The sequence below is a fragment of the Pseudovibrio sp. M1P-2-3 genome (assembly GCF_031501865.1).
GTDB classification, from domain to species: Bacteria; Pseudomonadota; Alphaproteobacteria; order Rhizobiales; family Stappiaceae; genus Pseudovibrio; species Pseudovibrio corallicola.
This window is the reverse complement of the sequence record NZ_JARRCW010000001.1, coordinates 228,503-248,869: the sequence shown is the minus strand read 5'-3', so window position 1 is coordinate 248,869 and position 20,367 is coordinate 228,503. Positions and strand designations below refer to the sequence as shown.

21 protein-coding genes are annotated in these 20,367 nt (G+C 50.2%); 5 read left to right on the top strand and 16 right to left on the bottom strand.

Annotated features, from left to right (window positions below; translation table 11 throughout):
- Positions 1 to 9: 9 nt before the first annotated feature.
- Positions 10 to 1,269, bottom strand: coding sequence for an SLC13 family permease (locus P6574_RS01170; RefSeq protein WP_310618572.1), 1,260 nt, complete (start codon positions 1,267 to 1,269; stop codon positions 10 to 12).
- 127 nt (positions 1,270 to 1,396) lie between these two features.
- Between P6574_RS01170 and P6574_RS01165 the strand changes: the two genes are divergently transcribed.
- Positions 1,397 to 2,641 carry an MFS transporter gene (locus P6574_RS01165; RefSeq protein ID WP_310618571.1) on the top strand — a complete coding sequence of 415 codons (1,245 nt, stop codon included), beginning with the start codon at positions 1,397 to 1,399 and terminating at the stop codon, positions 2,639 to 2,641.
- 90 nt (positions 2,642 to 2,731) lie between these two features.
- Here P6574_RS01165 and P6574_RS01160 read toward each other — a convergent pair whose 3' ends face one another.
- A complete protein-coding gene (locus P6574_RS01160) occupies positions 2,732 to 2,854 on the bottom strand; it encodes a hypothetical protein (RefSeq protein ID WP_310618570.1) in 123 nt (40 codons plus the stop codon).
- 250 nt (positions 2,855 to 3,104) lie between these two features.
- Here P6574_RS01160 and P6574_RS01155 point away from each other — a divergent pair, with 250 nt between their 5' ends.
- Complete coding sequence (locus tag P6574_RS01155) at positions 3,105 to 4,094, top strand: IS481 family transposase (RefSeq protein ID WP_310618569.1); 990 nt, start codon at positions 3,105 to 3,107, stop codon at positions 4,092 to 4,094.
- A 47-nt stretch (positions 4,095 to 4,141) separates the two neighbouring features.
- Here the strand turns inward: P6574_RS01155 and P6574_RS01150 are convergent, their stop codons facing one another.
- The 13 genes from P6574_RS01150 to P6574_RS01090 form a co-directional block, all read right to left on the bottom strand.
- Positions 4,142 to 4,777 carry an SH3 domain-containing protein gene (locus tag P6574_RS01150; RefSeq protein ID WP_310618568.1) on the bottom strand — a complete coding sequence of 212 codons (636 nt, stop codon included), beginning with the start codon at positions 4,775 to 4,777 and terminating at the stop codon, positions 4,142 to 4,144.
- Between the two features lie 359 nt (positions 4,778 to 5,136).
- Positions 5,137 to 5,814 carry an SH3 domain-containing protein gene (locus P6574_RS01145; protein WP_310618567.1) on the bottom strand — a complete coding sequence of 226 codons (678 nt, stop codon included), beginning with the start codon at positions 5,812 to 5,814 and terminating at the stop codon, positions 5,137 to 5,139.
- A 204-nt stretch (positions 5,815 to 6,018) separates the two neighbouring features.
- Positions 6,019 to 7,398, bottom strand: coding sequence for an alpha,alpha-trehalose-phosphate synthase (UDP-forming) (locus P6574_RS01140; protein WP_310618566.1), 1,380 nt, complete (start codon positions 7,396 to 7,398; stop codon positions 6,019 to 6,021).
- A gap of 71 nt (positions 7,399 to 7,469) precedes the next feature.
- Positions 7,470 to 9,296 carry a glycoside hydrolase family 15 protein gene (locus P6574_RS01135; RefSeq protein ID WP_310618565.1) on the bottom strand — a complete coding sequence of 609 codons (1,827 nt, stop codon included), beginning with the start codon at positions 9,294 to 9,296 and terminating at the stop codon, positions 7,470 to 7,472.
- Positions 9,297 to 10,088: a trehalose-phosphatase gene (gene otsB / locus P6574_RS01130; RefSeq protein WP_310618564.1), complete on the bottom strand. Its 792-nt coding sequence runs from the start codon at positions 10,086 to 10,088 to the stop codon at positions 9,297 to 9,299.
- Between the two features lie 529 nt (positions 10,089 to 10,617).
- Entirely contained in the window at positions 10,618 to 11,085 is a 468-nt protein-coding gene (gene ptsN, locus P6574_RS01125) for a PTS IIA-like nitrogen regulatory protein PtsN (protein WP_310618563.1), read from the bottom strand.
- An 82-nt stretch (positions 11,086 to 11,167) separates the two neighbouring features.
- On the bottom strand, positions 11,168 to 11,752 hold the full coding sequence (hpf, locus tag P6574_RS01120) for a ribosome hibernation-promoting factor, HPF/YfiA family (protein ID WP_310618562.1): 585 nt from the start codon (positions 11,750 to 11,752) through the stop codon (positions 11,168 to 11,170).
- A 220-nt stretch (positions 11,753 to 11,972) separates the two neighbouring features.
- Positions 11,973 to 13,514, bottom strand: a complete 1,542-nt coding sequence (gene rpoN / locus P6574_RS01115) for an RNA polymerase factor sigma-54 (RefSeq protein WP_310618561.1) — start codon at positions 13,512 to 13,514, stop codon at positions 11,973 to 11,975.
- Positions 13,515 to 13,588: 74 nt separating this feature from the next.
- A complete protein-coding gene (gene lptB / locus P6574_RS01110; RefSeq protein WP_310622077.1) occupies positions 13,589 to 14,332 on the bottom strand; it encodes an LPS export ABC transporter ATP-binding protein in 744 nt (247 codons plus the stop codon).
- A gap of 88 nt (positions 14,333 to 14,420) precedes the next feature.
- Complete coding sequence (gene lptA, locus P6574_RS01105) at positions 14,421 to 14,981, bottom strand: lipopolysaccharide transport periplasmic protein LptA (RefSeq protein ID WP_310618560.1); 561 nt, start codon at positions 14,979 to 14,981, stop codon at positions 14,421 to 14,423.
- Positions 14,978 to 15,646: an LPS export ABC transporter periplasmic protein LptC gene (gene lptC, locus P6574_RS01100; RefSeq protein WP_310618559.1), complete on the bottom strand. Its 669-nt coding sequence runs from the start codon at positions 15,644 to 15,646 to the stop codon at positions 14,978 to 14,980. Before lptC ends, lptA begins: the two co-directional genes overlap by 4 nt.
- A 315-nt stretch (positions 15,647 to 15,961) precedes the next feature.
- Complete coding sequence (locus tag P6574_RS01095; RefSeq protein WP_310618558.1) at positions 15,962 to 16,582, bottom strand: ribonuclease D; 621 nt, start codon at positions 16,580 to 16,582, stop codon at positions 15,962 to 15,964.
- Between the two features lie 203 nt (positions 16,583 to 16,785).
- Positions 16,786 to 17,217, bottom strand: coding sequence for a CPBP family glutamic-type intramembrane protease (locus P6574_RS01090; RefSeq protein WP_310618557.1), 432 nt, complete (start codon positions 17,215 to 17,217; stop codon positions 16,786 to 16,788).
- 524 nt (positions 17,218 to 17,741) lie between these two features.
- Between P6574_RS01090 and P6574_RS01085 the strand changes: the two genes are divergently transcribed.
- The 3 genes from P6574_RS01085 to P6574_RS01075 are packed head-to-tail and all read left to right on the top strand — an operon-like array spanning position 17,742 to position 19,675.
- On the top strand, positions 17,742 to 18,479 hold the full coding sequence (locus P6574_RS01085; protein WP_310618556.1) for an energy-coupling factor ABC transporter ATP-binding protein: 738 nt from the start codon (positions 17,742 to 17,744) through the stop codon (positions 18,477 to 18,479).
- On the top strand, positions 18,476 to 19,108 hold the full coding sequence (locus P6574_RS01080) for an energy-coupling factor transporter transmembrane component T family protein (RefSeq protein WP_310618555.1): 633 nt from the start codon (positions 18,476 to 18,478) through the stop codon (positions 19,106 to 19,108). The genes P6574_RS01085 and P6574_RS01080 overlap by 4 nt, the downstream gene beginning before the upstream one ends.
- Before the next feature lie 9 nt (positions 19,109 to 19,117).
- Positions 19,118 to 19,675, top strand: a complete 558-nt coding sequence (locus P6574_RS01075) for a biotin transporter BioY (protein ID WP_310618554.1) — start codon at positions 19,118 to 19,120, stop codon at positions 19,673 to 19,675.
- A 216-nt stretch (positions 19,676 to 19,891) separates the two neighbouring features.
- On the opposite strand, the gene queF is transcribed toward P6574_RS01075, so the two are convergent.
- On the bottom strand, positions 19,892 to 20,359 hold the full coding sequence (queF, locus tag P6574_RS01070) for a preQ(1) synthase (protein WP_405048062.1): 468 nt from the start codon (positions 20,357 to 20,359) through the stop codon (positions 19,892 to 19,894).
- Positions 20,360 to 20,367: the final 8 nt, after the last annotated feature.

Genomic DNA, 20,367 nt, shown 5'->3' with positions numbered 1-20,367 from the left:
CCTGCCCCCTTATTGCGCAACAAATGGAGTGGTGGCAAACCAGTTGATCCAGAAGTAGCTCAGCAACACGCTGGCAACTGTCACCGGCAACATCCACAATGTGAACTGCCAGAAGCTGAATGGCTTCACGCCGAATTTTTCAGCCTGCTGCACCACAATAACATTACTGGCCGCACTGATAATGAACAGGTTGCCCGAGGCGGTGGAGATTGCCGAAAGCATCATCAAAGTGGCCGTGGTGTGTTCCTTCAAAAGGTTCAGATAAATTTCCACCACAGGTACATTGGAAAATAGCTGGCTTGCAAAAAAGCTAACAACCGCCACAATCTGCGGTTCATCAAGTCTTTGCTGCAAACCGCCCAGCAGATATTGCAGGGAGCCAGAGTCCAACAGTGATCCAGTCACCACAAACATGGCGATAAAAAACAGCAGTGTCGGCCAATCCACTTCTTTAAGCACCCGCAAGCGCTCATTGCTGGCCAGATAGATGGGCAGACAGGCAACAAGGCCGATTTCCGCAATAGACGGCTCATAGCCCCAGCCCCCCTCGTGCAAAATACTACCCAGTACAATAAGGCCGAACAATAATATGCCTGAGAAAATAGAGGGCCAGCGGCGTTTCACGTCCCCTTGATCCTCATAGAGAGCAACCTCCTCGATTTCCTCCTCGTTCGTCAAAGTCAAAAACCGCTTCAACCACCAGATGGCAATCACCATCGTTAATATGGCCGGAACGATGATCCATTCGCCAAAGACAAGAAACATATTCGAGAAACTGCCAAAGTTAGCGATAAGGATGTTTTGGGGGTTTCCAACGGGCGTTATCATGCTGCCGGTGGTTACTGCCGCACACAAAAGGATGAGAAGTGGCACAATGCCCCAGCGCATTTTGCGGGCCATCATAATGGCAATCGGCACACCAATTACGGCAGCGGCATCATTTGTCAAAACCGCAGCACAGACCGCCATAATTAAAGTATAAACCAACAAACTAAGAAACGGCGTTCTGAACGCCAGCAGATATTGGCTGATCCCTCTGGACACCCCCGCGTCATACAAAGCAGAGGCAATGGAGAATACAGAAAACAAATAGATAATCAGCGTCCAGTCAATAGATTCAAACGCCCGTGTCGGGGAGATTTGTCCCAGCAATAACAGGGTGATGGCTCCAAGCGTCATGATGTGCCAGATGCGCACGGTTTCAGGAAGCCACTGCCGAACGGCAATAAGTATAAAAATAGCAGCAGACACATACAGACTAATAGACATAACCCCATTATTTCACCGAGGCTTTTACAAACTGCTTGCACTCTTCAAATAGATTCCACCGGTTTCCTTAGGAGATCAGGAGCAAATTCCCGCTAGGCTAAACAAAACGCTCAGATCGGTCGGTGCAATGAAACTTAATAAACCACTGCTTTTTACAAATTTCTTTGCGGGGGATGTGGTTTTCGGGTTGGGGCCGTACTTGGCGATCTACCTTCTTTCAGCCCTTCAATGGAAACCCGGAGCGATCGGGATCGTGCTGGCCATTGGTGGCATTACAACCGTTTTACTGCAAACTCCGGCGGGCGCATATATTGACAGCACCAAACACAAGCGCCCCCTGATTGTTATTTGCGGGCTCATCATCGGCATTGTTTCCATCTCGATCGTGGAATTTGCGAACCACGCGCCGGTGGTTTATGTCTCTCAGGTTTTGATGGGAATCGCTATTGCCTTCATCGCGCCATCCATTGCCGCGATAACTCTAGGCGTGTGTACCCGCGACGAATTCACCGTGCAAACTAGTTCCAACCAGGCAGCCAACCACGCGGGCAATGTGTTCTCCGCAACAATTGCCGGTGCTCTTGCTCTGGCAATCTCGGCTGAGGGTGTTTTCTGGCTTATGGCTGTTATGGCCTCCTTGATGGCCATTTCCGTTATGTTTATTCCGGAAAAGTCCATTGACCACCTGCGCGCACGCGGCGGTGAGCGAAAAGATGCCAGTGGCAAACGGCAACCCTCCGGCTTTTCAACCCTTCTTTCAGACCGCCGCTTGGTGGCGCTGGCGATCAGTGTGTTCCTGTTCCACTTTGCAAATGCAGCCATGTTGCCTCTGGTCAGTCAGAAGCTCTCCATCAATTCAGATGCAAATGAAGCCATCGCCTTTACGTCCGCCTGCATCATCATTTCGCAGTTCATGATGATGCTCATGTCTTTGATGTGTGCAGCAAAAGCAGATGTGTGGGGCCGAAAAATTATATTTCTCATCGGCTTTTCCGTGAACCCCATCCGTGGCCTGCTGTTCATGTCCACGGACAATCCATATTTTCTCGTCAGCATTCAAAGTCTGGACGGCGTTGCCAACGGTATCTTCGGCGTCATCATCCTGCTTATGTGCGCCGATCTGACCAAAGGCTCCGGGCGGTTCAATGTAACACAAGGGGCTATGGCCGCCTTGGTAGGCATCGGCTCGGCCTGTAGTAATTTTGCGGCGGAGTATATTGTTGAGTTCTTTGGCTATAACCCCGCCTTTTTTACTCTGGCCTGTCTGGCAGCCATTGCCGGTGTGTTCTTCCTGATTTTCGTTCCTGAAACAATGAATGCAACAGGCATAAAGGGGGCCAGCGAAGACAACGACAATGCTGAAAAAACCTAGAAAAATCGCCGCGCAGAATTAATTCAACCCTACGGCGTCACGAACAGCTGATTTGAAGGCCCAGCCAGTTCGAAAATCATCGGGCATTTCTTAGCCACCAGTTCCACCTGATCCACCAGTTCCACCGAATCCGCCAGAGCCAGGTGGAACCAAACGAGTTGGTGTATCTGTACTATTGTAGCTTCCATTATGGTTTAGTGAGCTCTTGCTCATAGGATTACTCCTTCCATCATTTTACAAAATGAAGTGAACCAAAAGAAGGTGCTGATTGAGAGGCTGCACTTAGGTAATTTGATGACGTACAGCGTATCGCCGAAAACCGGTGCCCACTTTTCGGTGATACGCAAAAACAACAACTTACATCAGAGAAGCATTTCAATGAAAAATCTCACTGATGTAAGTGTATAGTCCCGCAAGGAGATGGAATCAGTTTATTATTGACGCCATCTTGTAAGGAGGGGCTATGGGACAGGTATTGCACGGCAGCGCCACGACTACTCACGCGGTTCGATCGGCCATCCAAAAATCGGATGCGACAATCAAGGAATTAAGCATCCGTTATAACATCAACCCTAAAACGGTGATGAAATGGAAGAAACGGACCAGCGTAGAAGATCAACCCATGGGACGGGAAAATCCGCGCTCTACAGTCCTCACTCTGGCTGAAGAGGCTGCGTGTGTCGCTTTTCGCAAGCACTCTTTGTTACCGCTTGATGACTGCCTTTATGCTCTGCAGGATGAAATCCCGCATCTGAGCCGGTCCTCCCTTCACCGCTTGTTCCAGCGTCACGGAATCTCGCGTCTTCCAGCTCCAGATAAGGACAAGGTGAAGAAACGTTTCAAAGCTTATCCGATCGGCTATTTTCACATCGATATCGCGGAAGTCCGAACTGCAGAAGGCAAACTGTATCTGTTTGTGGCCATTGATCGCACCTCTAAATTTACCTTTATGCAGCTGCATGAAAAAGCGACCAGAAGGATTGCTGGCGACTTTCTACGTAGCCTCATCAAGGTGGTTCCCTATAAAATCCACACCGTTCTGACAGACAACGGCACCCATTTCACCGATCCCAAAGGCGACAGCTGGAACGCTAAGGACATTACGCATATGCTCGCTACTGGCCAGCCATTTCGCTGCCATGGCTTTGTTCTGGCTTGCGCCCAAAACCATATCGATCACCGGCTCACAAAACCAGCTCACCCCTGGACGAATGGCCAGGTCGAACGCATGAACCGCACCCTCAAAGAGGCCACTGTCCGGCGCTATTATTATCAGACACACAGCGAACTACGCACTCATCTGGAAACGTTCATACAGGCTTATAACTTTGCCAAGCGCCTCAAGGCTCTCAAAGGACAAACGCCCTTTGAGTACATCACCAAGCAACGGACAAAAGAGCCGGACAGATTTATGAAACAACCACACCATCTCATCGTGGGACTAAACATGTAAGCGGAACTCGGGAACAGCGATTGCCACCTCACTGCGCTTGAATAAAGTTAACGATAGCGATGCCCTGCCCCGCCCACAGCTCTCCCATCAGGCCCAACCACTCGTCCAGTGCAGCCGTAGGGACCACACACAGCACCGCCTTTGGCAGTATGGCCATTAGGTCCTGTCACCGCCCCGCCTCGAGCCCGGTTTCCGGCTGGACCCACAACAGTCCCGCCTCTCGCTTCGCCGCCATAGGGGCCAACAACATGCCCACTGCGTGCTGCAACAGGACCCCGATAATACCGGTTCCAATGCCCGTACCACGGGTAGTTTCTATAATATCGGGTCCAGTAGGCTTGATTAAAGGTGATGACACTCAATCCCATGACTGGAGCGATAGCAGGCGTTATAATGACTGGTTGACCCTGATAAACTGCTTGAAGATAAGGAGCGTAGACCCACCCCCGATAAGTGCCATAGCCAACATCGCACCAAGTGTACCCCGCCTGACAGCCATATGTTGTTACTGTGGAGCGGTTGGGAACCACCACGATAGCGGGATAGGCTGTTGAAGGACCGGCGCGCATATTCACATTTGCGCTCGTAACAGATGTAATGGCAGCGTGTGCAGCAGTTCCTGCGAACACAACACCAGTAAAACCTAGGGTTATTGCCGTTATAATGCTACGGATTTTTCCCATTTCCTAGTCTCCGTAAATAATAGATCGCTTAGCGCAGCCCCGTTCACAGGGAGAACACCAAGGGCCCTTTCACATTCTACCCACCTGCTTGTGCAGTCCTGTAGTTTGTAATGGAAGTTCGCTTCAGCCTCCCATCAAGCAATTGAATTGAGCAGGTTTTATGGCACTCCGGCCAGCAGTCCAAAGCAATCAACTTAATTATTTGTAATGGAATCACCGAGAGAGGCTGTAAACTGCAGCCGCACTCTCTAAGGTCTCAATGATTTGAGGACTTAAATCCTCCAATAATAGACGACCCGCCTTACAACAGGCCACCTATCTTACAAACAAAGAGTGCCGGTTTCCGGATATGCCCCGCTTTAACGGCGGTGCTCTCGCTCTCCTCCCCGCTCTCTTCCACCGCCGCGGACATTGCCCTCAGGCCCCACAACTCTACGCTTACAGCCGTGAGGGCCGCACGCAGCTCCCCCTCGCACAGTGTTGCCTTCAGGCCCTGTAACCTTACCGCCTCTCACACGGTTTCCCTCGGGTCCAACAATCGCTCCGCCTTTTGCCTCTCCGCCATGAGGACCTTCAACGCGGCCACGCCGCACTTCCGTAGGTCCTCCATGTCGCCCGCCCACTGGCCCTCTGTAATACCGGTTCCAATCACCGTACCAAGGGTAGTTTCTATAATAACGGTTCCAGTAGGCTTGATTGAAGGCAATAACAGAGATTCCGATGGCCGCTGCAAGGGCCGGAGTAAACGTACTTGTTTGCCCGTTATAGGTTGTTTGAAGACCAGAAGCGGACACCCAGCCACGAGATGAGCCATAGGCCACATCACACCAGGAATAGTCATCCTGACACCCATAGGTTGTCACCGTTGACCCACCAGGCACCACGGCAACGGAAGGATAGGATGTGGAGGGGCCTGCCCGCATATTTACTGAGGACACAGTAACTGCCGTCACCGCCGCCTCGGCATCAATGCTCATTGGAGAGAAAGCAGCAAGGCCTAAAACAGTTGAAGCAACGATTGTTTGAAAGTTTCCCATGTTTCCCAGTCTCCATAAGTGTTGGGGCGTTCCTCATGGCCTCATTCACAGGTAGAGCACAAAGACACCCGAAGACAGTCTACCGACTAGCCCCCATGCGGCCCAGTCTCAGGCTTGGGAAATTGGTTTTAACGTTTCTTTTCAATAAACTAAATTGGTTAGGTAAGTATAGAAAGTTGCCTCCGCTTTTGAGGGGAAACAAGCCTACATGGCAACAACCTTCTTTAAATCCGCGAGAATGGAGTTCACCCAGAAGTTAGCGTCCTCCTCGCACAGGCGTCGGAACATGGACTGCCACCGCTCTCGCCGTTCGCCCAGCGGCATGGTGAGACCGGTTTGAATGGCTGCCGCTGTTTCCTCCGCAGAGTGGGGGTTCACAATCAGCGCCTCCGGCATTCGCTCGGCTGCCCCTGCAAAGCGGGAGAGAACCAGCACACCCGGATCCTCTGCCCTTTGCGCTGCAATATATTCTTTTGCCACTAGGTTCATTCCATCACGCAAGGGAGTCACAAGGCCGATCCGGCTGGCGCGGTAAATGCCTGCAAGAGCCGTGCGCGGTAGCCCCCGTGTCAAAAAACGGATCGGCGTCCAGTCCAACTGCGCAAACCGGCCATTGATATTGCCCGATAGCCCTTCCAGCTCCCGGCGAATTTCCGCATAAGCATCCAGCTCTGAGCGAGAGGGAGGGGCAATCTGCATCAGGCTCACTTGCCCTCTGTTTTCCGGATAATCTTCCATCAACCGCTCAAATGCCCGAAACCGCTCAGGCAAGCCTTTTGAATAGTCGATCCGGTCAACACCAATAATCTGGCTCCGCCCGCTCAGCAGTTTTTCTATCTGGGCGGTATTGCTGCGCGCCTCCGGCGTGAAGGCTGCTTGGGAATAACTTTCTGCATCAATCCCAATCGGATACGCTTTGGCCTGGATGGTACGGCCCACAGCCCTTACATAATCTTCCCCAAGCTCCTCTCCCTCCAGTTCCTCGACAACAAATCGGCGGAAGTTTGCGGCGTCCCGGGTGGTCTGGAACCCTATCAGATCATAGGCCATCATACGCCGCACGATAACATCGGCGTTGGGAAGCGCCGCAAGGATTTCAGGGGCTGGAAACGGGATATGGAGAAAGAACGCGATTGGGGTCTTAACCCCCATTTCACGCAGTTGCGCCCCCATTCCAAAAAAGTGATAGTCATGTACCCAGATGATATCATCATCAGTCAGTTCGGGCCGCAAGCGAGACGCAAAGCGCTCGTTTACACGGCGATACCCCTCTTCAAACCGGCGACCAAAGTCAGCAAGGTCAAGCCTGTAATGGAGCACAGGCCACAAAGTCCTGTTCGCATACCCGATGTAGTATTCATCATAGTCATTTTGGGAGAGATCAATCTGCACCAGAGAAACGTTATCATGATCGCTCTTGTGCAACTGGCCATAGGTCCCCGCCTCGGAAACTTCACCGGTCCAGCCAAACCAGACTCCGCCGGTTTGCAAAAGTGTGTCCACGAGTGCAACGGCAAGTCCCCCGGCACTACCTCTGCCCTCCAGAGGTCCGACCCGGTTGGAAACCACGACTAGCCGACTCATGTATACACCTTCCTAACTACAAAACTGTTTCAACAAATGCTCTTGTGTTCACGTCACCCAACTAAATGTCTTTAAATAATAGTCTCCCATTGTGAGGAGAGACGGACGGCGCCGTTAATAATCCCAACCATAGAGTATGTCTGCGGGAAGTTACCCCATAACTCTCCCGTTTCAGTCCTGGTATCCTCGGAAAGAAGGCCAACATGGTTACGACAGGCCAAAAGTTCCTCATAGATTTCCCGTGCCTCATCTTTTCGTCCGATTCGGGCCAACGCATCAATGTACCAGAACGTACAAATATTAAATGCGTTCTCCGGTTCGCCGAAATCATCGGCAGCACGATAGCGAAACAGATGGTTACCCCGCCGCAGCTGTTCCCCGATTTTATCAACGGTTGCCTCAAAGCGCGGGTCCGTTGCGGGTAAGAAGCCAACTTCAGCCATCAAGAGCAAGCTGGCATCCATATCCTCACCGCCAAAGCTCTCGACAAAGGCTCCAATCTCATCATTCCATCCCAGATCACAGATGGCGCTATGGATCGTTTTTGCCCGCTTTGCCCAGAACTTGGCTCTTTCATTCAGTTCAAACTGTCCGGCAATCTTGGAAAGCCGGTCACAAGCAGCCCAGCACATGAGAGAGGAAGAGGTGTGTACACGGGCTCTGTTACGCAGCTCCCAAATACCCGCATCAGGCTCATTATATAGTTTGAACGCCCGTTCACCGGCTTTTTCCAGCCGCATAAAGTCATCGACACCGGGCTGGCGCAGCAGGCGCTTGTCAAAGAAGGCTTGTGATGCCCCTAAAACAATATTGCCATACACATCATGCTGAAAATGCTCATAGGCCTGATTTCCAACCCGAACAGGTTTGTTTCCCTTATACCCCGGCAGGTCAACAGTCTTTTCAATGATTGTGGCTTCCAAACCGATGCCATAAAGGGGCTGCACGTGCCCGCCGTTTGTCATCATGGAGATATTGTTCAAATAGCGCAGATAATTCTCCATGGTTTCCATCTCGGAAAGACCATTCAACGCGCGCACTACAAAAAACGCATCCCGCAGCCAACAATACCGGTAATCCCAATTACGAACCGTATTGTTCGCCTCGGGTATGGAAGTGGTCACCGCTGCGATAATCGCTCCGGTTTCCTCATAGGTACACAATTTCAAGGTGATGGCTGCACGGATAACCGCATCTTGATACTCCAGCGGCAATCCGAGCCGCCGTGTCCAGAGTTTCCAGTAGTGCGCAGTTTCCTCCTGAAAATCACGACATATCTTTTCTGGATGTTCCGTCACGCTCTCATCCGGCCCCAAATAAAACGAAAGTGGTCCATCCAGCAAAAACGGAGTTTCATCCCGCACATAGGTCACCGACGCACTGGTTGTCATGCGCAAGGTTGTGCCATTCCCCACATAGCGGATATGGTTGGAGCCAAAGGTAATCTCTGGCAATTTCTTGCCCCATGCAAAACGGGGGCGACACCGGATAACAATACGCGGATGACCGGAAATTGCGCTCACCCTGCGGGCAATAGCATTGGGACGAAACACCCGTCCTTTACGGTTAAAACGCGGTGCGAAGTCTGTAATTTCGATGGCATTGCCATCACCATCATAAATTCGGGTTTGAACAATCGCGGTATTCTCCACATAGGTTTGCTCACTCCGCACCGCCCCCAAAAGTTCAACAATGAAAGTTCCGTCCCCTTCCTCGCCATTGGTCCCCAAAAGCGAATGGAATACGGGGTCTCCGTCAAAACGGGGTAAGCAGCACCAGACAATCCGTCCCATAGTGTCAATCAATCCAGCAAAGGAACAGTTTCCAATCAAAGCCATATTGAGGTCCGGCTCACTGAGCGGTTTCACTGGAAAAGATTTAATCTGTGCTTCAGCCATTTAGCCTGTCTCCGCTGTGCCTTGCCTGTCGATGAGGTTTTGTCTCGCCTGCATTTCAAAAAAACGTTCAACATACGTCTGGCAAAGCCAAACGCCAACGCTCTCCACATCCTTCAGCCGAAAGGCTGCTTCACTTTGTTGTTCTCCAACTTTAATTCCATACCCTCCCAGCTCCTGAACAGCTCGAATGCCGTCTTCATCTGTCACATCATCGCCAATGAAAACTGGCAGCCGGTTCTTGAAGACAGGCATTTCCAAAAACCGCCGTACTGCAGTCCCCTTGTCTTCACCTTTGGGTTTCGCTTCGGCGACCATATTGCCGAAAATCACATGCAAGGATGGAAATTGCTCCGCCAAATCGCATAGGGTCCCGCGCACGTCTGCTTCGCGCTCCGGGCAGGCCCGATAATGGACGGCAAGCGCACTGCCCTTGTCCTCCAACACAACACCCCCATGTAAAACTCCGGAGAGAATGAGCTTTTCTTTCAACTCGCAAACACCTGGCCAGCTGTCCAGCGCCACAATCCCCTCTTCCAAAGAGAGGCGGCGCTCCAAACCGTGTAGTCCCGCAGCAGGCAAAACCGTTGGATTTAAATAGTAGTCCAGCTCACGAATTGACCGACCGGAAATGAGAGCCAGCGCTCCGTTTAACCCGTGGTAAGTCTGCAAGAGACATTCAGCCATTACCGGTTCAAGGTAAATAGCATCCGGTTTTTCTGCAATTTCGACAAGCGTTCCATCGAAGTCCAAAAACAAAGCCATGTCAGGCGTAAGACGAGGAGGTATGGTCATGCCTCAACCTTGCAAAGTCTGAGGGGGTCCTGTCAACATAGTCAGGAGTTCGAGTAAAGGCTACTGCTTGTTGAGTATGCAGACTACACTTTGATAATTGAATGTGCGTTAAAGCCCAGAGACATCCAAAAATTTATCTTCCGTCAACGGATACCGTTTATTGGAATCACGCAGCAAAACGCTCGTCCCATCACGGTTCAACGCATCCAAGGTTATTTAATCGAATGTATTCTAGGGAAAGCTAGAGTTTTAAAGCAGTTTGCGTTTTAATAGAAACACTTCACCGCTTTAAGTTTTTGTTTGCGCGTATCTTTATCCGAAAACCGCATCCACTTTTCGGAGATACGCTGTAAGTGCCCATACCTGCAGTGTTGGCAGCGATGAGCCAGAGTATTTTTTGTTTAATTTACGATATTTAAAAGGCTGAGATCCGTGCTGCACACATAATGAACGCACACTGGTGTTCTCGTAAAAGCTGTTGCAGATCATCCCAAAAAAAACATGCCCCGAAAATTCGAGGCATGATTATTCAAGCTGCGGTTGGCGAGGCCAACGGCTGGGTTAAAATCGAGTAAATTGCTGCGCTGTCTTTGGTTGCACGCAATTTGGAAGCAACCTCACCATCACGAAGCAATCGCGCCACACGGGCCAGAGCTTTCAAATGGTCAGCACCAGCTCCTTCGGGTGCCAGCAAAACAAAAATCAGATCGACCGGCTGGTCATCCAAACTGTCAAAGTCTATGGGCTTGTCCAGTCGCGCGAAAACGCCATGAAGACTGGATAACGACAGCATCTTGCCATGGGGAATTGCAATGCCATTGCCAACTCCGGTGGATCCAAGTTGCTCTCGCTGTAACAAAGTCTCAAAAATATCGCGCTCATCCTGTCCGCAGACTGTGGCAGCGCGTGAGGCCACTTCTTGAAGCGCCTGTTTTTTGCTGTTGGCCTTCAAATTTGGCAAAATAGCCTCGGGACTTAATAGTTCAACGAGCTCCATTCTCTAATCCATACTCTCCTAAAGGCACAAAGCCGGAGAACCGGCTTTGCACGTTTTCATCAGTTTTATAAACTGCCGAAGTTTAACTTGGCTTACCAGCCTCGGCTAACACGGGGTCAATCCATCCAATATTGCCGTCTGTCCTGCGAAATACAACGTTAACTCCGCCATTTCCCGCATTCCGGAACATAACTACAGGGGCTTCACTCAAATCCAGTTCCATAACGGCCATACCAACTGTCATGGTTTTAACAGCTGCTGACGTTTCTGCAACAACAAGTGGCTTGTAGTCTGCTGGTACTTCCTCTTCTTCTTCCGGTTCAGCTAAAACATAGGATGTCGCATCCAGAGAATCTCTGTCAGCTCCATTTCCGTGATGTGCCTTTAGCTTTCTGTTGTAGCGGCGCAGACGTTTTTCCATACGCTCTGCCGCAATGTCGAAACTTTGTCTAGGGTCGTGATTGTCGCCAGAAACCTGAAGGACCACACCTGTGCTCAGGTGGATCGTACATTCAGATCTAAAGCCAGACCCCTCTCGCGATATTGTCACATGACCTGTGTAAGCACCCGGATAATACTTCTCCAGCGCGTCTGCAATCCGGTTCTCGACGTGGCCGCGCGTTGCGTCACCGATGTCCACGTTTCTTCCCGAAATTCGCAATGTCATGGGAACCTCATATGTTTTGTGTCGACTATGTTTCGCAGAAAGGCAAGCCTTTCAAAAGCACCAGCCTTCTACAATTGTCAGAATGGACCACTTAGAAAAAAAGTGCCACTCTTTTCGTACATTACGACACATCCGGCTTGATAATTATTAACTTAACAATTGTCAATACACCAAAAAGTGACCTAAGGTCAGTCACAAAATTACCTTTAATTTTAATGAGTTAGCTAGAAATTCGCTTCTCTCTGCGTCGTTGGACGGAAGAGGGAATCTTTAAGACGTCGCGGTACTTTGCCACAGTTCTGCGGGCGATATCCACTCCCTCTCCTTTCAGAAGTTTAACGATTGTATCGTCTGAAAGAATTGCTTTCGGGCTTTCCGCATCAATAAGTTGTTTGATTTTATGCTTAACAGATTCTGAGGAATGCCCCTCCCCACCTTCAACAGAAGAAATCGTCGATGAGAAGAAATATTTCAGCTCGTAAATCCCTCGGGGCGTTGCGATATATTTGTTGGAGGTCACACGGCTGACGGTAGATTCATGCATGCCGATTGCATCTGCAATTGTCCGCAGGTTCAAAGGGCGCAAGTGCTGCACACCCAGAGAAAGGAACCGGTCCTGCTGGCGTACAATTTCCGTTGCTACCTTCAAAATTGTTCGAGCCCGCTGCTCAAGGCTTTTGGCCAGCCAGTTGGCAGTTTGCAGGCTGTCCATAAAATACTGCTGATCCGCCTCTCCATTCACTGCTGAAGAGATCTCCGAATAATAGCTTTGATTCACAAGAACCTTGGGAAGCGTTTCCGAGTTCAGTTCCACCGTCCACCCGTGGGCGCTTTGTTTTACAATCGCATCAGGCACAACCGGCTGTACGAGCTCATGTTCAAATATCGCCCCCGGCTTGGGATTAAGCTGTTTGACCTCGAAAATCATTTCCTGCAAGTCTTCATCATCCACACCGCACAACGCTTTGAGCATCTCAAACTCACGTTTGGCGAGGAGGCCGATGTTCTCGATCAGGGCCTGCATGGCCGGATCATAGCGATCCTTTTCTCGCAGTTGCAGGGCAAGGCACTCTTCAAGAGAGCGTGCGAAAATTCCAACAGGATCCAAACCTTGAAGTTGCAGAATAACCTGTTCAAGGTGCTCCAGCGAGATCCCCAGCTTTTCTGCGGCCTCAAGCTGGTCAATTCGCAGATAGCCGTTCTCATCCAGAGCATCGATCAGGTAGAGCGCGACCATCCGGTCTGCGGGAGATGTGAGGGCAACAGAGGCTTGTTCCAAAAGAACGTCTGCCATGGAAAGTTCGGCGGCCACAAAAGTTTCAAGGTTGAAATCTTCCGAGGTGGACGCCATTGCCCCATTACTGGGTGCTTTCCAGTTATCCGCCTTGGCAGCAGAAGGGTCCACGACCCTTTCCACCCCATTGTCATCGGGAAACACATTGGAAAGATCAGCGTCCATCCGGCTGGAAATCGCCGCGGGCGTTGTTTCCAACTGGCTTGCCATCCAGTCCCCATCAGCCCCATCAGCCCCATCAGCCGAAGTCTTTTCGCCGGCATTCTCTAGGGGCTCAGAACGCTCCGCTCCCTCCCCTTGGGTGTCACCCTCGGTACGCTCGAGAAACGGATTGCTGTCAATTTCATTCTCAACGTAGGAAACAAGATCAAGGCTCGACATTTGCAGCAGCTTGATTGCCTGCATCAACTGCGGCGTCATCACAAGCTGCTGAGACTGTCTAACCTCCAGTTTTGGCGATAAAGCCATCGTTCCCCGCGTCCTCCCTGCTCTGTCCCCCAAGCGGTCCAGATTACATGGCGTAGTCTAGCAAATATTCGAGGCTAAAGGGTAAATTGCTCACCCAGATAAAGACGTCTTACATCCGGATTGGCAACAATGGCTTGAGGGTCACCCTCTGTAAGCACTTCGCCGGCAGCAATAATATACGCCCTGTCAATTAACCCCAGTGTCTCACGAACATTATGATCGGTTATCAGCACGCCAATGCCCCGCTGGGTCAAATGGCGAACCAACTGTTGAATATCACCAACAGCAATAGGGTCAATTCCTGCAAAAGGCTCATCTAGGAGCATAAAGGCCGGACGGCTTGCCAAGGCGCGGGCAATTTCCACCCTGCGTCGCTCACCACCGGACAAGGCCATACTGGGCGATTTACGAAGGTGCTCAATGCGAAACTCGTGCAAAAGCGCATCCAGCTCTTCTTCACGTTTCTTGCGCTTTGGCTCCACAATTTCCAGAACGGAGCGAATATTCTGCTCCACATTCAGTCCGCGAAAAATAGAGGCTTCCTGCGGCAGGTATCCAATCCCCAAACGCGCCCGCCGGTACATAGGCAACTGGGTCATATCAAAGCCGTCTAACCGTATAGCACCGTGATCTGGGCGAATAAGACCCGTAATCATATAAAAGCAGGTGGTTTTACCCGCTCCATTTGGCCCTAAAAGCCCAACGGCTTCACCTCGTCTCACAGAAAGACTGACAGACTTCACCACCTGCCGGCGGTTATAGCTCTTGCCAATTCCTTCCACTTCCAAAGTCTCATTGGCATAGTCCGCCTGAGCGATGCCCGACTCCTGCGGATTATAGGTGTGTGAATGGGGAGCGCTGTGGTCCTGTGTCAATGAAATTGCCCTAGCTTCTTGCTCTAGTGTGTTATTGCGATTGTTTTTGAAAGCTGTTTGGCTGCAGAAGCAACTTTACCCGACCCGTTTGCGGCGATTTCAGATCAACTTTTCCGGTTTTCAGGTTCACAACCAACTGGCTGCCCACCACAACATTGGGTCCTTGGCTGAGAACAACCTTCTTACCAGTCATAATCATAATTTCTTTGCCCATATCAAAGCTGGCTTCATCACCGGTCGCGACCTGATCCTCGGAGGAAATCAGCACATTTCCATCAGCCTCAATACGGGATATAGATTGCTGCACCGCTTCAGTGTCTTCGCCGGTTGTGGCCATGGAGCCGGAATAATAGACAATCAGTTTGTCAGCCTTCAGGCGGGACTCGCCCTGCGTTACCACTACATTCCCGGTAAACGTCGCACTTTTCTGTTTGTCCTGAACCTGCAGGTTCGCCGCCTGTATCTCAATGGGCTCCTTGCTGTTGGAGCCGAAACCGGCGAACGAGTCAGAAAAGGTCTGCGCCTGAACACCAAAGGAGATCAGTACTGTAAAAATCACAGATGCGCTCAAAGCGCGGAACAAATTGCTCATTGACTGTTCTCCATTGCGGCAGGGTTCAAGAGCATTGAAACCCCATCGCCAAAATTCAAAGTATCATTCTCTTGATCAAAGGACATGGAACCGGCACCAATCATACCACCGTTTGACTGGACCTCAACCACGTCACTGGTCTTGATTTTTCCGGTTTTCATATCAATGTCCAAGTATTCAAATTCTGCGGTATAGCCCTTGCTATAAACAACTTTAACGCCCTTTTCCAAACGCAGCGTTTCACCGCCTGCATCATAGGTCCCCTGACTGGCCGTCACAGTGGCGCCCTCTTCCTTGGTCAGGTTGATCTGTGCGGAGATGTTATCAAGGTCTATAATATCGGGATTGGTCAGTCGCTGAAGTGCTTCCGATGCCTTCACTGTGTAGGAACGCTCCCCATCACTTCCCGAAAGGTGCGGGTTAGACATCACCAGCCCATCAGGCGAGAGCTTGATCGCGCCAATTCCTATGCCGGAAAAGATATTCTGGAAGATAATCATCCCAACCATGAATGCGGCGATGAGAAAGCCAAGTGTCGGCAGTAAGAAGCGTAGAATTTTAACAAGCAGCGTGTGACGGCGGGCAGCTTTCTGGGCTGCCACCTTTTTTTGCTCGTTCCGTTTACCCCAACTGAAATGATCAGAGGGAGGCTGCGCTACTTGCATTCGTATTCCTTAAAAAGCGCTCAAGAACAGATCCGAGCCGACTTTACCTTTAAACACCCCTTTATAAGGTGCTGCTCCCTACTGCATATTTAATAGGGATGATTCTAAACAAAATTCGTGATGCCGCTTTATATCAGCTCCTCAAAGAAGTGCCTCTATTTTTAGCTGGTCAATTGTAGAATTGTAAAAACTACGCAATCATGAACGAAGACTTTTTATTCAAATAGGAAAACTGCCGCTCATATCAAGAAAAAAGCACTTGCCAACTTCCCGCTGGAAAGACATAGCAAGCGCTCCTTACAAACCCGACTTCTATCAGGAGTGGGCAAAAATATCTGTTTCCGGCCAACCTTCCAAGTCCAGTTTGGCGCGTGTGGGCAGAAAATCAAAACAACTTAACGCAATTTCCTCACGCCCTTCCCGGCGCAGCATGAACTCCAGCTTTTCTTTAAGCTTATGGAGGTGCAAAACATCGGATGCGGCATAAGCAAGCTGGGCTTCACTCAAGGTATCTGCTGCCCAATCGGAACTTTGCTGCTGTTTGGACATATCAACGCTGAGCAACTCACGGGTAATGTCTTTCAAGCCATGCCGGTCGGTGTAGGTACGCACCAGTTTGGATGCAATTTTAGTACACCAAACAGGGTTAACGTCAATTCCGAGATACTTTGAGAGAATAGCTACATCAAAGCGAGCAAAATGAAAAATCTTCGGTTTGGATGGATCGCTGAACAGTTCTTTTAAGTTCGGCGCACCCATCTGGCCTTTTGAGATCTGCACCACATCCGCATTTCCATCCCCATTGGACAACTGCACAACACACAGGCGATCCCGATGCGGGTTCAGTCCCAAGGTTTCCGTATCAACCGCAACTGCCTTGGCGTTTTGGTAATTGGATAGATCTGGAAGGTCATTTCGGTGAAATCTAATTGTCATTTTACTTCTCAAAAAATTACGGCTTACCTTAATTTCATGCCTTGACACACTTAAAGGCTTGTTAAACTACCATACAATGAAAAATCTAGTTCTTTTTGTCGAAGATTGAAAAATAATAGGTTTCTCGCCCTAATCAGCAGCTCTCCGCCCCGTTGCAAAAACGGCTTAAAGGAGCCGCCAGTACACCTATTCATTGAAATCGTTTACCCTAACCTATTAAGGCCTAGCCAGAAAATTCCTATGAACCCAATAAGGGCGTGACTGACAGAGAGAGCAATAATCGATTTGCGAATCTCAAACATAATACCCCAATAGAGCGCAATGAGCATTGTAGCGCCTGCGTGCTTCAAACCAGAGGAAAGGTGAGCAACCCCAAAACTCAAGGCAATCGCGATAATAGCAAGGGCCCGTACTTTCAAACTACGGGGCACGAGGGACGTTAGTACAGACTGGTAACCTGAACGGGTAATATAGCACTGCAATGGCGCAAAAATAAAAATATAAAGGAGCAGGTTCCCGATAAACAGAACTGGTCTAGGGTGCACTACCTCCAAAAAGTAAAAGGCGAAAACTTTCTCCTGAGGATAGGACACTTTGCGCATAATCAGCATAATTATGATGACCGGAAGGGACATGACCACCCCCCAAAGGAATTGCCTGTACGGCCTTGATAGCACCAGCCCGCGATACTTTGCACTCAAGTGAGACGGTTTTAGGGAGTACCAAACCCCAAAAGCTAACCCTGAAATGTAGAGAATGAAAAAAATTGAAATATAGAACAGGTAATTGGGACCGCCCATCAATAAATTAAGGGCAAATAGATTAAAGTAGAAAAGCAGAGGAAAGAAAATCATAGTTACCAATAGTAACCTATTATAGACTTTCAACAGACCCCGACGTTGTCGCAAATAATGCAATCATATTTACCTTAGTTTTTAAATACAATTTCAAATTACTGTTTCGTTCATATCCTATGTTATTTAAGTATATATTTCTTTTACAACACCGCCTCATTCAGGCGGGGTCCTCTGGTTTTTTGCGCAACTGAAAAAGGCCTTGGAGATTTTGTGAAGCAAATTGCGTTGATACGATGGATAACCACCCGTGATTTGACTATAAGGCATGACCGACGTCACTAGTTGAACACAGATTGTCCCAGATGAATTCACTCAGCAGCTCGATCAAATTTTCCGATCTCAGCATCGATCGCGGTACACACCAGATCATCAAAAGCATCAGCGCTGATTTAACTGAGCCGCGCATTGGCATCATCGGGCGCAATGGATCAGGGAAAAGTTCACTCATCCGCAGTTTCAACGGTTTGTTGCCCATCGCTTCCGGCAGCCTGCAGATTCACGGGGTAGATGCCAAAACGCAAAGTCCAGAGCTTTCCAGAACGGCGGGCTTTGTTTTTCAAAACCCTGATCACCAGCTCATTTTCCCGACACCTCAGGAAGAAATCAGCTTTGGCCTGCGCCAACTGGGCGTTGACAAAAAGTTGGCGAAACAGCAGGCGATTGCTTATCTGCGGGACAATGGCTGGCAACGGCTGGCGGAAAGTCCTGTTCACGAGCTTTCCGAGGGGCAAAAGCAGTACCTGTGTATTCTGGCAGTTCTGGTCATGGAGCCGAAACTGCTCATTCTGGATGAACCGTTCTCCTCACTGGATTTTCGCACCTGCGAGCAATTGCGCAGGCGTTTGCATCAGCTACCGCAGCAAATCGTTTTCGTCAGTCATGTCTTCAAAGTTCTTGAAGACTACGACCGAATTTTATGGCTCGAAGAGGGTACCATCAAAATGGATGGGCCGCCACAACAGGTACTGGACTCATATCTGGCCCATGAGCAGGAGAGCTTGTTTGATGTCTCGCTGCTGGAGGATACAAGTTCCCGATGATCTCCCTTTACCTGCCGGTAAACAGCTGGGCACACCGCTTGCCTGCCGGTTTCAAGCTTCTGGTTCTGTGCGGCCTCAGCCTTGTTTTCATCCCCTTTGATTACTGGTGGACACCGGCTGTCCTGCTCGCCTTTGCCCTTGCGCTTTATGTGTCCCTTGGAAAACAAGGTGTTCAGGCGCTCAAGGTGGTCAGGCCCCTGTTCTGGGTCATGGGCATCATGTTTGCCTTTCATGTGTTTCTCGGTACCTATCTGGAAGGCATCTCGGTAATACTTCGACTGTTAGCCATGGTGCTTCTGGCCAATTTTGTGACTATAACAACACCATTGGAAGCAATGATGGATGCTGCAGAACCGGTCTTCAGACCCTTCGCGCTCATTGGAATTTCCAGCAAGCGGTTAGCACTGGCGGTGGCCTTGGTGCTTCGTTTTATTCCGGTACTCCTAGGTGTTTATGCGGGATTGCAAGAGGCTTACTTTGCCCGCACAGGCAAGAAAAACAGTTGGCGATTGCTATCGCCTTTTATTTTGCAGGCCGTGTCCATGACCGAACATGTGGCAGAAGCATTAAGCGCACGCGGGGGTGCGGACGGGTATCCCCGCAAAACGACGAATAAAGACAAAAGTTAAAGAGGGATAATGTCTCAAGATCGCACTCTGGTTCAAATCGCCTTTTATGCAGCACTCATTGCTGCGCTTGGCCTCATACCAAAAGTTGATATTCCATTTCTTATGGGCGTCCCCATCACTGCGCAGTCTCTGGGCGTAATGCTGGCAGGTGTCATGCTTGGACCCATTCGCGGCGGCCTTGCCATGGCACTGTTCCTGCTGCTGGTTGCATTGGGTCTGCCATTGCTAGCAGGTGGCCGCGGGGGCCTCGGCATTTTTTATGGCCCAACAGCAGGTTATCTAGCTGGGTATTTCCTTGGCGCAGTCGCAACCGGATTTTTGATGAAGACACTCAAGAACATGCCAGTGATGCCAAGCGCTGCTATCGCGGCGATCATCGGCGGTATCGGCGTCGTTTACCTGTGCGGCGTCCCAGTTCTTGCCATGCACATGAAGCTGCCTTTGTGGGACGTTATCAAGATGAACGCCGTCTTCATCCCCGGAGACCTGATCAAGGTCGCTGTAGCTGCAACAGTGGCGCATACTGTTGCTAAAGGCATGCCCTCCGCCCTTCTCTCCCGCGCTTAAAGCATTTGAAAGAGCCATACATTTCAAAAGCCAGCACTTAGAACGCTGGCTTTTGATGTTCAGCACTACCCAACTGTTTTAAAGCTGCGCTCAGGATACTGTATCCACGCTTCGCATGTCCGGTATGACCTCCCAAATTACTTAGGCTTCTAACCAAAATTCGGGGTCTACCTTTTCAAAGCACCTGTCTGACATGGCAGCGTCTACAGACTCGTTTTAACCACGTCCGCGATAGGTAGGTACATCCTGACCAGGAATCCAGACGCCTTTTGGCGGCTCACCGGTCTGGTAAAACACATCAATCGGAATACCACCACGCGGATACCAGTAGCCGCCAATACGCAGCCACAATGGGTCAATTGCTTCCACAATCCGCTTTCCAATCGCCACTGTGCAGTCCTCATGGAATGCACCGTGATTACGGAAGGATGTGAGGAAAAGCTTCAGGGATTTACTTTCAACCAACCAACCGTCCGGAATGAAGTCCAACACAAGGTGGGCAAAGTCCGGCTGACCGGTGATCGGGCAGATGGACGTGAACTCGGGCGCCGTGAAACGCACCGCATAAGGTGTGCCCTGCTGCGGGTTTGGCACCCGCTCCAGTACAGCTTCTTCAGGAGATTGTGGCTGAACAGTTGCACCGCCCAGCATGGTCAGGTTTTTATAGATATCTTCGTTGCTCATAATCGTCT